This is a genomic window from Corallococcus interemptor (assembly GCF_003668875.1).
In the GTDB taxonomy this organism is placed as follows: Bacteria; Myxococcota; Myxococcia; order Myxococcales; family Myxococcaceae; genus Corallococcus; species Corallococcus interemptor.
Genome location: NZ_RAWM01000029.1, coordinates 23,404 through 37,009, shown reverse-complemented (window position 1 = coordinate 37,009; position 13,606 = coordinate 23,404). Strand labels below are relative to the sequence as shown.

9 protein-coding genes are annotated in these 13,606 nt (G+C 71.5%); 1 reads left to right on the top strand and 8 read right to left on the bottom strand.

The window, feature by feature from the left end:
- Positions 1-2: 2 nt before the first annotated feature.
- The 8 genes from D7X96_RS13560 to D7X96_RS13525 all read right to left on the bottom strand — a co-directional run bounded on the left by D7X96_RS13560 (position 3) and on the right by D7X96_RS13525 (position 12,613).
- On the bottom strand, positions 3-746 hold the full coding sequence (locus D7X96_RS13560) for a lysophospholipid acyltransferase family protein (RefSeq protein ID WP_244219572.1): 744 nt from the start codon (positions 744-746) through the stop codon (positions 3-5).
- Positions 743-1,711 (bottom strand): 3-oxoacyl-ACP synthase III family protein, encoded by a 969-nt coding sequence (locus D7X96_RS13555; protein WP_121769896.1) that lies wholly within the window; start codon positions 1,709-1,711, stop codon positions 743-745. Before D7X96_RS13555 ends, D7X96_RS13560 begins: the two co-directional genes overlap by 4 nt.
- Positions 1,708-3,573 carry a cyclic nucleotide-binding and patatin-like phospholipase domain-containing protein gene (locus D7X96_RS13550; protein WP_121769895.1) on the bottom strand — a complete coding sequence of 622 codons (1,866 nt, stop codon included), beginning with the start codon at positions 3,571-3,573 and terminating at the stop codon, positions 1,708-1,710. The genes D7X96_RS13555 and D7X96_RS13550 overlap by 4 nt, the downstream gene beginning before the upstream one ends.
- Before the next feature lie 87 nt (positions 3,574-3,660).
- On the bottom strand, positions 3,661-6,861 hold the full coding sequence (locus tag D7X96_RS13545; RefSeq protein WP_121769894.1) for an efflux RND transporter permease subunit: 3,201 nt from the start codon (positions 6,859-6,861) through the stop codon (positions 3,661-3,663).
- Between the two features lie 9 nt (positions 6,862-6,870).
- Positions 6,871-8,082: an efflux RND transporter periplasmic adaptor subunit gene (locus D7X96_RS13540; protein ID WP_120548545.1), complete on the bottom strand. Its 1,212-nt coding sequence runs from the start codon at positions 8,080-8,082 to the stop codon at positions 6,871-6,873.
- Positions 8,070-9,629, bottom strand: coding sequence for a TolC family protein (locus tag D7X96_RS13535; protein WP_199746856.1), 1,560 nt, complete (start codon positions 9,627-9,629; stop codon positions 8,070-8,072). Before D7X96_RS13535 ends, D7X96_RS13540 begins: the two co-directional genes overlap by 13 nt.
- A gap of 234 nt (positions 9,630-9,863) precedes the next feature.
- A complete protein-coding gene (locus D7X96_RS13530; protein WP_147468297.1) occupies positions 9,864-10,568 on the bottom strand; it encodes a hypothetical protein in 705 nt (234 codons plus the stop codon).
- Positions 10,568-12,613, bottom strand: coding sequence for a HEAT repeat domain-containing protein (locus D7X96_RS13525; protein WP_121769892.1), 2,046 nt, complete (start codon positions 12,611-12,613; stop codon positions 10,568-10,570). Before D7X96_RS13525 ends, D7X96_RS13530 begins: the two co-directional genes overlap by 1 nt.
- 158 nt (positions 12,614-12,771) lie before the next feature.
- On the opposite strand from D7X96_RS13525, the gene D7X96_RS13520 reads away from it, so the two are divergent.
- Entirely contained in the window at positions 12,772-13,599 is an 828-nt protein-coding gene (locus tag D7X96_RS13520; RefSeq protein ID WP_121769891.1) for an alpha/beta fold hydrolase, read from the top strand.
- Positions 13,600-13,606: the final 7 nt, after the last annotated feature.

Genomic DNA, 13,606 nt, shown 5'->3' with positions numbered 1-13,606 from the left:
GCTCAGGACGGCCGCGCCGCGTCCAGCAGTCCCTGCACCGCGCGCGTCACGTCGCGGTGCACCGTGAGCAGGGCCTCCCGGTCCGCCGCGTCGAAGCCCGGGGCCAGGTGGGTCGTCAGCGGTTCTCCTACCCATTGGGTCATCTTCACCGGGAAGGGGAGGGACAGCGGCCACAGGCCCGTGGCGCCCACGCCCAGCCACAGTGGCAGTCTTCCGGGCATCCCCACGCGCTTGCCCCACGCGTAGCCGTCGTTCAGGCCCACGTAGGCGTCGTCCATGCCGTGGCCCGCGATGGGGACGATGGGCAGCCCGTAGCGCACGGCCAGCCGCAGGTAGCCCAGGCGCTCTCCCCAGTCCACGCGGTAGCGGTGACGGAAGTCCCGGCAGCCCTCGCGTGTACCTCCGGGCTGCACCAGCACGTGCTCGCCTTTCGCTACTGCTTCGGCCAATAGCGGCCCGTCGCCGGTGACGAAGCCCAGCCCGTCCGCCACCTGCCGCATGCCGGGGATGCGGTCGAACGCGCCGTGCGCGATGCCGTGGGGGAGGTAGCCCAGCCGGTCGTGCAGCGTCACCGTCAGCATGCACAGGTCCACCGCCAGGGGGCGCCCGTGGTAGCCCACCAGCAGCTTCGCGCCGGGCTTCAGCAGCGGCTCCAGGTTCACGACTTCGTAGCGGTGGTAGCGCTGGAGCAGGCGGAACGTCGTCAGCCACGCGGCCCTCGCCGCCACCGCTGTCGCTGAGTTCACCCGCCCACCCGGTACAGCACCGCGCCGTGCGCCACGCCGGCGCCCACGCCCACCAGCAACACCCGGTCCCCGGGCTTCACCGGCCGCGTGCGCCACAGCCGGTCCAGCCCCACGCCCAGCGACGCGGAGCCCACGCTGCCCACGGTGTCCACGACCGTGACGCTCTTCTCCTCCGGCACCTCCAGCGCCTGGAGGATGGCCGCGAACATGCTCCCGTTCGGCTGGTGCGTGAGCACCCACTCCACGTCCGCCACCGTCAGCCCCGCGCCCTGGAGCACCGCCGAGGCCGCGCGCGTGAGTGCTCCCAGTGCCACGCGGGTCATGTCTCGCGACGCGGTGAGGAAGCGCATGCCTTCGCGCTGGCCCGTCTGGTGCGGGTTCTCCAGCACGACGTCCGGCGGCAGCGTGCCGTCGTTGCCGAACGCCACGCCCAGCACGCCCTCGCCGGGCCGAGCCTCGCCCAGCACGACGGCCGCAGCCGCGTCGCCCAGCACCAGGTAGGGACGTGGATCCTCCGGCCGCGTGGTGCGCGACAGGAGCTCCACGGACACCACGCCCACCGGCCCCAGGCCTGTCGCGACAGAGCGCGCCGCCAGGTCAAATGCGCTCAGGAAGCCCATGCACGCGTTGCCCACGTCCATCGCATCGCACGTCCCGGACAGCCCCAGCGCCGCCGCCACCCGGCTGCCATTGGCCGGAGTGATGACGTCCCCGCCCATGGACGACACGAAGAGGATCCGCTTGAGCGCCGTCGCCGGGAGCCCTGCTGCCTCCAGTGCGCCTCGCAGCACCTGAGCGCCCAGGTCCGCCGCGCGCATCCCCTCCGGAGCGAAGTGCCGCGTGCGAATGCCCGTCTTGCGCTCCACCTCCGCCGCGTCCCGGCCCACGCGCGCGCAGACCTCCGCGGTCGTCACCGGCGGACCGGGCAGCACGCTCGCGGTGCCGAGAATCCGGACCGGAATCACGCGGCCCTCCTTCCGCCGGCCGTGCTTCCTCGCGTGCGCAGGGCTTCCCAGGCCTGCTTGAGCTCCAGCAGCTTCTGCTCCAGGCCCATGTCGCGCGCGGCTTCGTCCAGGACCTCGTCCACGTGCGTGAAGCGCATGGATCCGAGCAGCGGTTGATCGCGCGTGCCCACGTCGTATCTCAGGTCGCCTCGCGCGGACTCCAGGTCTCCGTTGCGGTGCAGGAGCAGCACGCCACTGGCCAGGAGATCCTTCGCCCTCGCCACCGGGTTGAGCGCGGAGAGGAACAGCCCCACCGCTCCAGGCAACAGCGGCCTCGCCGCGTGGTGATGGCCCGCGGGGAAGATGTTGCTGGAGAAGATCAGGTCCGCCCCCGAGTGCAGCAACACGTCCACCGGCACCATGCTGGTGAAGGCCCCATCCACGTAGCGCGCGGGTGGCTGGAGCGTGGGCGCCCAGACTCCTGGCGCTGAACCACTCGCGCGCACCGCCAGCGCCAGCGGGCCCTTCTCCAGCACCACGCAGCGGCCGGTGGTCAGGTCCGTCGTCACCGGCAGGAAGCCCACGGGCAGCTCCTCCAGCGCCAGGTCTCCCAGATCGCCGCGCACCAGCCACTCCATGGCCTGCGTCGTCACGACCGACGACAGCGCCGCCGCGGACAGGTGCCCGCCCCGCGCCCGGTGCTGGAGCCTTCTCAAGCCATCCAGTCCCTCACGCCCGTCACGCGCGGTGCCGCAGTAGTACGCGCCCACCAGCGAGCCCATGCTGGCGCTGCTGAGCAGATCCACCGGCACGTCCAGCGCGGCCAGCCTGCGCAACAGGTGCACGTGGTAGAAGCCCCACACGCCGCCGCCGCTGAGCGCCAGCCCCACGCGCCGGCCCGTGATGGCGCGCGCCCACCGGGACAGCGCGTCCCGCGTCCCCGCGTCCAACCCCAGCGCCGCCAGCGGCCGCGCGTCCCCTGGCCGCACCACCCACCGCCCCCAGTCCAGCCGCAGCCGGCACCCGGGCGGAGGCACGTCCTCATCCCAGCCGTCCTCGTCCGGCAGCGAGCGCCCCAGCAACGTCGGGCTGCCCTGCGGCCGCCACGGCGACAGCAACACCGTGGGCAGCACCTGCGCGCCCGGCGTCCCCACGGCGTCCGACTCGCCTCCCGGGGGCACCAGCCACACCTCGCGCGGCGTCAGGCCCTCCGGCGCCGGCACGCCGTCCAGCAGCACGCAGTCGAAGTCCTCCCCCTCGGCCAGCACCGGCGCGTGCGGAACCACCGTTCGGCGGAACACCCCATCCGCGCCGCGCACCGCGCCCTCCGAGCGCTTCGTCCCCGCGCGCACCAGCAGCACCCGGTCCCCGAAGTCATGGACCATCACCTTCGCCACCAGCTCCACCATCAGGGACAGCGTCGCGGGCGGCAGCTCCAACCCCCGCGCGCGGAACGTCACCACGTCCGCGCGCGACGCCACGCCACCTCCAGAGCCACCGGCAAAGCCTCCGGGCCGGGGCACCGCCGCCACCGCCTCCAGCTCCGCGCGCGGAAGAAAGAGCGCATGCGACGCGGACTCCGCCGTCACCGTGACGGGCCACGTGCCGCGCGCGAGCGCCTCCACGCCCAGCGACATGCCCGGGCGCAGGTGCAGGAGCACCGTCCCTCCCGTCGTCACCCGCCACTCGCCCGAGCGCAGAAGATGGACACCGTCCACCGGCTCGCCTTCACGGCAGATGCCCTCGCCCGGCTGGGGCTCCACCGGCCGGGCCCTCTCCAGCAGCCGCAGCAGGACGGACGCGCGCGTGTGGCGCAGCGCGGGCGATTGCTTCAACGAGTACAGCCACCGACGCCGCTCATCGACAGTCAGGGGAGAAGCCATGCGTCGCCCAAGGATAATCAGGACGCTCCAGCGCCGGATAGCGCGCCGGAGTGCCTGCCCGCCGTGCGGGTCCTGCGCGATGCGTCGCTACGCCGGCTGGGGTCGCGGCGGCTCCCCCTCCGGAGGGATGGACGGCGGCGGCGGATTGTGCGGCGGCCCGCTCTGCGGATTGCCGTGCTTGCGGTGTTTCAGGATCTTCGTACGCGCCCCCTCCACCAGCGCGTAGAGCACCGGGATGAAGATGAGGTTCACGAAGGTGGAGAAGAGCATCCCGCCGAAGACGGCCGTGCCCAGAGACTTGCGCGCGGAGGCGCCCGCGCCGGTGGCCAGCATCAGCGGCACCACGCCGAAGAGGAACGCGAAGGACGTCATCAGGATGGGGCGCAGCCGCGTCTCCGCCGCGTTGATGGCGGACTCCACCACGCCCTGACCCTGCGCGCGCAGCTGCTCGCCGAACTCCACGATGAGGATGGCGTTCTTCGACGCGAGGCCCACCAGCATCACCAGGCCCACCTGGCAGAACACGTCGTTCACCAGCCCGCGCAGGTTCTGCAACAGGAGCGCGCCCATCATCGCGACGGGCACGGCGAGCATGACGACGAAGGGCAGGGCGAAGCTCTCGTACTGCGCGGCCAGCACCAGGAACACGAACACGATGCCCAGCGCGAAGATGACGAGCACGGTGTTGCCCGCGCTCTTCTGCTCCTGGGACAGGCCCGTCCACTCGAAGGTGAAGCCCGGCGGCAGGGCCTGCTTCGCCACAGCCTCCATCGCGTTGAGCGCCTGGCCGGTGGAGACGCCGGGCGCGCCCTGGCCGTTGATGTTCGCGGAGCGGAAGAGGTTGTAGTGCGTGATGTTGGGCGCCGTCGTCATCGGCGTCACCTTCACCAGCGACTCCAGCGGCACCATGGCCCCGGTGTCCGAGCGCACGTACAGGCTGCCGATGTCCTTCGGGTTGTCGCGGAAGGGCGTCGCGGCCTGCACGAACACGCGGTAGACGCGGTTGGAGAAGGTGAAGTCGTTCACGTACTGGCTGCCCAGGTACACCTGGAGCGTGGAGAACAGCGAGGACAGCGGCACGCCCAGCGCCTTGGCCTTCTCCCGGTCCACGTCGATGTTGAGCTGCGGCGAGCCCGCGGTGAACGCGGAGAACACGCCGCGCAGCTGCTGCTCCGCGCTCGCACGGCCCACCAGCGCCTGGGTGGCCTGCGCCAGCTCATCCAGCGTGCGGCCGCCCTGCTGGTCTTCGAGCACGAACTCGAAGCCGCCCACGCTGCCCACGCCGCGGATGGCGGGCGGTTGCAGGGGCAGCACGCGCGCGCCGCCCACCTGGGACAGCTGGGGACGCAGGCGCTCGATGATGCCCGCGACGCTGGACTCCTTCGTCGTGCGCTCCTCCCAGGGCTTCAGGTTGATGAAGAGCGAGCCGTAGTTGGCGCCCGTGCCCAGCAGCGAGAAGCCGCCCACGGTGAAGATCTGCGTCACCTCCTCCTGCTGCTTGATGATGTCCTCCACCTGGATGAGGACGTTGCGCGTGTACTCCAGCGACGTGCCCTCCGGGCCCTGCACCGCGATGATGACGTAGCCCTGGTCCTCGTCCGGGATGAAGCCCGTGGGCGTGGACCGGTAGAGCAGGCCCGTGGCCACGAGGAACACCGCGAAGATGCCCACCACCACCCAGCGCAGCTTGCCCAGCATCAGGCGCAAGAGCTTCCCGTAGCCGCGCCGGAGCGCGTCCAGCCCCTCGTCGAACTTGCGCGCCAGGACGAACTTCTGGCCCTCGTTGGGGCGCAAGAGGCGCGCGCACAGCGCGGGGGACAGGGTGAGCGCGACGAGCGCGGAGAGGCTGATGGAGAACGCGATGGTGAGCGCGAACTGGCGGTAGATGGCGCCCGTGGTGCCGGGGAAGAAGGACACCGGGATGAACACCGCGGACAGCACCAGCGCGGTGGCCACCACCACGCCGGCCACCTGCTGCATGCCCCGGTGCGTGGCCTCCTTCGCGTCCACCTTCTCGTGCTCGATGACGCGCTCCACGTTCTCGATGACCACGATGGCGTCATCCACCACCAGGCCCGTGGCCAGCGTGAGGCCGAAGAGCGTCAGCGTGTTGAGAGAGAACCCGAACGCGTTGACGAACATGAACGTGCCGACCAGTGACACCGGCAGCGTCGTCACCGCCACCAGCACGCTGCGCCAGCCGTGCAGGAAGATGAAGATGACCAGGACCACCAGGAGGATGGCCTCGCCCAGCGCCTTGAGCACTTCTTCAATGGAGGCGCTCACCGCGGCCGTGGTGTCGAACGCCACCTGATAGGTGAGGCCCGGCGGGAAGCTGGCGGACAGCCGCGTGAGCTCCGCCTCCACGCCCTCGCGCACCTCCAGCGCGTTGGAGCCGGGCAGCTGCGTGATGCCCAGGCCCACCGCGTCCTGGCCGTTGAAGCGGAGCAGCTGCTGGTAGTTCTCCGCGCCCAGCTTCACGTCGCCCACGTCGCGGATGCGCACCAGCGCGCCGTCCTGTCCGCGCTGGATGACGATGGCGCCAAACTCCTCCGGCGACGTCAGCTGGCCCTTCACCTGGAGGGACAGCTGGTACGCCTGCTCCTTGGAGGACGGTGCCTGGCCCACCTTGCCCGCGCCCACCTGGACGTTCTGCTCCTGGAGCGCGTTGAGCACGTCCTGCGCGGTGAGGTTGCGGCGGGCCAGCTCCGTGGGGTCCAGCCACAGGCGCATGGCGAAGCGGCGCTCGCCGAAGATGCGCACGTCGCCCACGCCCTTCACGCGCAACAGCGCGTCGCGGATGTAGACGTCCGCGTAGTTGCTGATGAACTCCGTGTCGTAGCGCTTCTCCTTGTCATAGACGCCAAAGGAGACCAGCAGCTGCGTCTGCGCCTTGCGCACGGTGACGCCCAGCGCGTTCACCTGCGAGGGCAGCTGGGGTGTGGCGGTGGCCACGCGGTTCTGCACGTCCACCGCGGCCAGGTCCACGTCGCGCGACGGGTCGAACGTCGCGGTGATGGTGCTCTGGCCGTCGTTGGTGCTGGTGGAGGACATGTAGCGCATGCCCTCCATGCCGTTGAGCTGGCGCTCCAGCACGGTGGTGACGGCGCTCTCCACCGTCTCCGCGGACGCGCCCGTGTACGTCGCCGTGATTTGAACCTGCGGCAGCGCCAGCTCCGGGTACTGCTCGATGGGGAGGCTGGGAATGGAGATGGCGCCCACCAGCGTGATGAGGATGGACAGCACGCTGGAGAAGACGGGGCGCTTGATGAAGAAGTCGGTGAACATGGCAGCCCCCTACTGACCCGCGTCCGAGCCGCCGCCCATGCCCTGTCGCGCGGGCGGCAGGGGCATGCCCTCCGTCTGGCCCCGCGCCTGCTGCGCGGGCTTCGGCTGGATGGGCATGCCGTCGCGCAGCTGCTGCACCCCGCTGATGATGACCTGGGTGCCCGCGTCCAGGCCCTTGAGCACCTCGTAGTCGTTGCCCTCCACCAGCCCCAGCGTCACGGGCTGGCGCTTCACCACGGTGCCGGCGTCGCCTTCGCCCACCACCAGGGCGAAGGACTGGCTGCCCTGCCGGGTCACCGCGGTGGTGGGCATCTTCAAGGCGTCGCGCACGTCGTAGACCAGCTGCGCGCGCACCAGCTGTCCGGCGCGCAGACCCACGGTGTTGTCGAAGGCGGCCTGCACCTCCACCAGCTGCGTGTTCGGGTTGGGCGTGGGGGCCACGAAGAAGGCGGGGGCGCGGACAATGGGCTCGCCGTCCTCGTCGAGGATCTCCAGCGGCGTCTGGCCCACCTTCACCCGCGCGGCCTGGTCCACCGGCACCTGCACGGACAGCTCCAGGGCGCGGCTCTGGTCCAGGATGGTGAGCGCGGTCTGCGGCGTCACGTAGTCACCCAGCTTCACGGGGATGTCGCCCACGACGCCGTCGAAGGGGGCGCTCACGTTGAAGAAGCCCAGCTGCACCTGCTGGTTTTGGATCTGCGCCTCCGCCTGCTGGGCCTGGGCCTCCGCTTGCGCCGCCTGGGCCACGGCCTGTTCGTAGTCCTGGCGGCTGACGAGCCCCTCCTTGAGGAGCTGCGCGCTGCGCTCGCGCGTCCGGCGCGCGAACTCGCGGTTGGCGACCGCGGAGGCCTTCTGGGCCTGGGTGGCGCGCAGGGAGGCCTGCTCCTGCCGGGGGTCCACGACGAGCAGCACCTGGCCCGCCTTCACCTTCTGACCGGGGCGGGCGGGAATCTTCTGGATGTAGCCGGCGACCTGCGGGACGACGGTGATGCTGCTGCGGGAGATGAGGGTGCCCACGTATTCGCGGGTGTCGCGCACCGGGCCGGGCTTCACCGCCATCACCTGCACGGGCATGGGCTTGCCGCCGCCCTGGCTCTGCTGGCCTCCCTGGGGGCCGCCTCCGGGCGAGGCCTGACCGGGCTCCTTGCCACCGCTGCATCCGCCTGTCGTCAGCGCGAGGACGAGTCCCCACGCGCCCCAGCCGCCCCTCACCAATCGCATGCCGCCTCCGACAGGAATGCATCCACCTGGGCCTGGCGGAACTGGAAGTCCCGGAGGACGAGCTCCAGTTCGGCCTGCCGCAGGGCCCCGGCTGACTGCACCAGCTCGAGGCTCGTTCCGGTGCCCACCTCGAAGCTGCGGCGGGTGAGCCGGTCACTCTCTTCCGCGAGTCCGCGCTCGCGCTCCGCCAGGTCGCGCGTCGCCTGGGTCACCTGCACGACGCGCTTCGCCTGGGTGACCTCGATGACGACATTGCGCTCGCGAGCGGTGGTGTCCGCGCGGGCCTGCTCCAGTTGTCCGCGGGCCTGGCGCAGGCGGCCCTCGCGCGCGCCGCCGTCCCAGAAGGGCAGCACGAGGCTTGCGCCGACGTTCCAGATGGGCACCTCCGCGAAGCCCGGGTTGACGGTGAGCGCGGTGGTGGTGCTGGTGAGGTTCAGGGTGGGCGCGTACTGGCGATACACCTCGCCGATGGCGCGCTCGGCCACCACCTGGCGCGACTTCGCGGCGGCGATGTCCGGGCGGTTCTCCACCGACTCCAGCGTGCGGCAGGTGGCCTTCGCGCCCTGGAGCAGGGTGGTCAGCTCCAGGCCCGGCTTGAGGCCCACGGCGGATGGGGTGCCCAGGGCCAGGCCCAGCGCCTCGCGAGCCTGGCGCAGGTTCTCATCGCCGGTGACGACGTTGCGGCGGGCCACCTGGGCGTCCTGCTCCACGCGGACGACGTCCAGGCGGGTGCCTGCGCCCAGCTCGAAGCGGCGCTGCGCCAGGGCCAGGCGCTCCAGCGCGGTGCGCAGGTTGACGCGGTTGACCTCCGCCAGGCGCTCGTTGGAGGACACGGAGACCAGTGCCTGCGCGAGCCCGCGAGTGAGCTGCCGGCGCGTCTCCGCGAGCGACAGGGCGGCGGTGCGCCGCGACTCCTTGGCGCTGCCCAGGGCGTAGAGGCCGGCCAGGTTCACGACGGGCACGTTGGCGTTGAGCACGCCGATGCCCAGCAGCTCCGTGGGCGTGAAGCCCTCGGCGCCGCCCACGCCACCTCCGATGCCGCCGCCCGCGCCACCGCCGACCGCGGGGATGCTCGGGTTGAGGACGTTGTACTGGACGGACAGGTTGCCATCGAAGGCGGGCAGCAGGCTGGCGAGCGCGATGCGCCACGTGCCCGCGGCGAACTCCACCTGGCCCAGGACGGCCTGGAGGTCGGTGGAGCGCTGGCGCAGGAGCGTGAGCGCTTCGTTCCAGGATTGGATCTGCTGGGGCGCGGCGGGCGCGGGCGTGAGCAGCGGATCCGACACGTTCGCCTGGAAGGGCGGAGGCACGTCCGGAACGTCGTCCGGGTTCTGGGACGCGGGCTGCCGCTGCGCGGGAGGATTCGGAGCCTGGGCTTTCGGCGCCGAGGCGGGAGGCGAGGGCGGCGGAGGCGCGGGTGGAGCGCGCCGCGGTGGCGCGGTGGACTGCGCGACGAGCGGCAGGGAAGGTCCGGAGCCGGTAGATGCTGTCGCCTCGCCGGGGACCCCGGCGGGGACGAGCAGGGCTGCGAACACGAGCGCATGCATAGGGGTGCTCCCCAGGTAGGGGCGAGGCCAGCCCCCGGCCACAGGTCGCGCCCCCGGCGCTCCGATGGACGACACAGCAGGGCGGGGAAGTGCTCAGCAGTCGATGAACAGGCCTCCCGCCAGTGGTGGGAGGTCGTGGGCCAGGGAAGGCCCCAACGTGCATCACGAGCGCCGAGCAGGCGTCTGTCTCGAAGGGAGGCCGGGCGTTCAGCACGCCACGGCCGTCACGCCCTGCTATTCGTAATACTTGCCCGCATCCGCGCTGGGAGCGATGAACGGCAAGGGCACGGAACCATCAGGTGGATCGAAGGACCGGCCGACCTCCGACGTGGGGACCAGGATGCCGGGCCCAGCATCCGTGGGCACCCGGGATTCATCCGGCTCGCCATCCCGGAGGCGACGGAGGAGCCGGCCATCGCTCCCGACGGCATACTGCGCGCCTGAGTGCAGCGCGGGAACCGTCAGCCCACAGGCCTGGGGATCCTCATCGATCCGGATGAAGAGGATGCCTTGCCGCTGAATGACCCGGTACCGGTGTGTCTCACGCCGGTCCACGCAGGGCGTGTTGGCATCTTGTGGACCCAGGAAGTCATCGGCGGCGACTTCGAGCGCGCGCAGGACACTGCCGCTCAATTCGACCGTGCCTGCTTCGATGGCGGGCTGCTCGAAGAACTGTGGGAACCCGATGGACGCGTCATTCGTCCAGGGCTCACGCGTGGGCGTGGACCGCAGGCAGCCCGCCAGGAGCAGCGCTGCCGGAAGCATGAAGTGCTTTGTCGCCATGAGCCCTCGTGAACGCGCCGGCCTCGGGCCCTGGATTCGCTCGGGAATGTCGCGGGCGTTGATCTGCACGACTCCGGGTGCCGCCGCGGGCTGCGCGCAGGCCAGCGCGACAAGCAGCGGCGACGCACCCAGGAGCCTTGCACCGGCACCCGCCATCACTGCACCGGCAGCATGCCCAGCCGCTGCTTCGCGAACTTGTTCTGCGGGTCGAACCGGAGCGCTTCCTCCAGCCGGTCGCGGCCCTTCTGCGGGTTGCCCTGCACCACGTAGAGGTCCGCCAGCCGCACCAGCACGTCCGCGTTGTAGGGCTGCAGGTCCAGCGCCTGCTCGAACTCGCGCGTCGCCGTGACGACGTCGCGCTTGCGCATGGCCAGCTGCCCCAGCATCACGTGCGGCTGCACCAGCCCGCGCGTCTCCGGCTCGGTCGCCAGCGCCTGCAGGGCCGGCATCGCCCTTGGGTCCCCGAACGCCGCCAGCGTCAGCGCCGCGCCCTGCCGCACCCACAGCGAGCCGTCCTTCAGCAACGGCACCAGGTCCTCCGTCGCCTCGCGCGCGTTCGCCGCGCCCAGCCCGTCGATGATGTCCGAGCGCAGCGTGGGGTCCGTCGTGCCCTTCAAGGCCGCGCGCAGCGCCGGCACCGCGTCGTGCTTGAACCGGCGCGCCAGGAACTTCGCCGCCGCGCCCCGCAGCGTGCCCGCCTCCGCCGTGTCCGCCAGCACCGCCTCCAGCGCCCCACGGCTTCCCGCTGCCGTCTTCTCGTCGAACGCGTCCGCCAGCCGCAGGCGCCGCTGCTGCCGCGCCTCCGCCTTCGGCCACCACTTCACCAGCGACGCCTGCATCGCGTCCGGCGTCTGCTTCGCATGGCAGGTGTTGCACGCATTGGGGATGTCATGGCGCGCCGTGTTCTGGGGCACCGGCACGTCCAGCGCGTGGTCCGCGAAGTGGTCCAACACGCCCGACACCACCGGAGGCATGTGACACGCCAGACAGTCCTGCGCCGCGGCCGCCTTGTGGTGCGTGTGCTGCTCGCCCTGCGCCACCACGTCCTGATGACAGCCCTGGCACGTCGCCGCGTTCACCGACGCGCGCGCCGCCACTGGCTTCTGTTTCTTCACCTCGTTGGGCGCGCTCGGGGCGTGCGGCGCCGTGTGGCACGTCAGGCACGTGGCCCCGCCCTTCAGGTGGCACTGGGACTGGATGAGCGCCTGGTACTCGAAGCTGGAGGTGCTGGGCCGCCCGTCCGCGAAGAAGTCTCCGGACCGGTCGTTGCCCACCAGCAGCACCATGGGCTGATAGCTCGCGTCGTAGCGCTGGCCGGGCTGGAAGTGGTGCTTCGCGTCCAGCATGGGGAACAGCGTGCGGCGCGGCCCGTGGCACTGCGCGCACACCGCGAAGCCCTCGTCCTTCGACAGCTTCGCCGGCTGGATGATGTCCGCCGGCAGCTGCGACTCCGCGTGCCGCCCGCCGGGTCCGTGGCAGGACTCGCACGCCACGCCCGCGTCCGCGAACTTCGTCTCCCACTGGTGGCTTGCCCTGTCGTAGCGCGCGTCCAGCCCCGTCACGTGGCAGTCCATGCACGCGTGCTGCGCGCTGCGGCGGAAGTTCGCCCAGAAGAACGGGTGGTCCGGCGCCAGCGCCCCCTGCTTCTTCTCCGAGTAGTCCACCCACTCGCCCTTGCCCGTCACGTGGAAGTACACCGGCAGCACCTGCCAGCGGCCGTCCGGCAACAGCGTGATGGGGTCCTGCATCCGCTTGCCGCCCACCACCCACTGCACCGGCCACTCGCCCAGGTTCCCGTCCGCGCCCTTGGTGCGCATCAGGTAGTGATTGCCGTCGCGGCGCATCCACGCCTCGCTGGACTCGCCCTTGAAGTGCGTGCCCGCCGTGAACGTGCCCGCCACGTACGCCTTCGTCGCCGGGGACAGCGCGCGCGAGTGCCAGTCGTGCTTCCAGCCGGCGTGCTGCTCCTCGTGGCAGTCCGCGCACAACTGCGAGCCCACGAAGTGGTTCGGCTGCGCGGGCGGCGCCTCCACCGTCTTCACCGGCACGGGCGCCGGGGGGGCCGGAGCCTGGGGCGCTGGAGCCTGGGCCACCGGCGGCGCCGTCGCGGGTGTGGGCGCCGGGGCGCGCAGGAAGAAGAACAGGCCCGCCGCGAGAACCACCACCGCGAGGGCGACAAGGACAGGGCGAGAGGAGCGCATCCGGAAGGTGCGCCCATGCTCCTCCCAAGCGATGGATGGCACAAGCGGCGCTCCGCGCAAGCCCTTCTCCTCCAGTGGACAATGACCTCCCAGGGAGGGCTGCGGTCCTGGCGAGGTCTGGATTAGGGTCCCCCTTCAAGCCAAGGGAGGCCGTGCCCATGCCCATGCGGTCCGTGAATGGAACCCGGCTGTATTACGAGGACACCGGCGGCTCCGGAGACGTGGTCCTCTTCAGCCACGGGCTCCTCTGGAGCACCCGGCTGTTCGACCCGCAGGTGGAGGCCCTGCGCGGCCGCTTCCGCTGCGTCGCGTACGACCACCGGGGTCAGGGCCAGAGCGACGTGCCCCCGGACAAGGTCATCGACGTGGAGACGGTGTACGCGGACGCGGTGGCGCTCATCGAGTCCCTGGGCGTGGCGCCCGTCCACTTCGTGGGCCTGTCCATGGGCGGCTTCGTGGGCATGCGGCTGGCGGCGCGGAGGCCGGAGCTGCTGCGCTCGCTGGTGCTGCTGGAGACGTCCGCCGACCCCGAGCCCCCCCTCAACGTGCCGCGCTACACCGCGCTCAACCTCGTCGCCCGCTACGTGGGCCTGGCCCCCGTCGCCACGCCGGTGATGCGCATCATGTTCGGCACGTCGTTCCTCACCGACCCGGGCCGCGCCGAGGAGCGGGCGCTGTGGGACGCGCGCCTGAAAGGCAACCGCCGGGACATCTACCGCGCCGTCAACGGCGTCATGAAGCGCAAGGCCATCGCGGACGAGCTGCCGCGCATCCGCACGCCCACGCTCGTCATCGTGGGGGAGGAGGACCGCGCCACCGTGCCCGCGAAGTCGGAGCGCATCCACTCCCTCATCCCCGGCTCGAAGCTGGTGCGCCTGTCGCGTGGCGGCCACTCGTCCACCGTGGAGGAGCCGGCGCTGGTGAACGCGGAGCTCGCTCCCTTCCTCACCCAGCACGCGTCCGGTCAGGCCGCGCAGGTGGGCTGACGCGCCG

What these genes read in the sequence shown, in the direction of transcription:
- D7X96_RS13550 (WP_121769895.1), bottom strand. Translation starts at nt 3,573, where the DNA reads ATGGCTTCTCCCCTGACTGTCGATGAGCGGCGTCGGTGGCTGTACTCG.
- D7X96_RS13545 (WP_121769894.1), bottom strand. Translation starts at nt 6,861, where the DNA reads ATGTTCACCGACTTCTTCATCAAGCGCCCCGTCTTCTCCAGCGTGCTG.
- D7X96_RS13540 (WP_120548545.1), bottom strand. Translation starts at nt 8,082, where the DNA reads ATGCGATTGGTGAGGGGCGGCTGGGGCGCGTGGGGACTCGTCCTCGCG.
- D7X96_RS13535 (WP_199746856.1), bottom strand. Translation starts at nt 9,629, where the DNA reads ATGCATGCGCTCGTGTTCGCAGCCCTGCTCGTCCCCGCCGGGGTCCCC.
- D7X96_RS13530 (WP_147468297.1), bottom strand. Translation starts at nt 10,568, where the DNA reads ATGGCGGGTGCCGGTGCAAGGCTCCTGGGTGCGTCGCCGCTGCTTGTC.
- D7X96_RS13525 (WP_121769892.1), bottom strand. Translation starts at nt 12,613, where the DNA reads ATGCGCTCCTCTCGCCCTGTCCTTGTCGCCCTCGCGGTGGTGGTTCTC.
- D7X96_RS13520 (WP_121769891.1), top strand. Translation starts at nt 12,772, where the DNA reads ATGCCCATGCGGTCCGTGAATGGAACCCGGCTGTATTACGAGGACACC.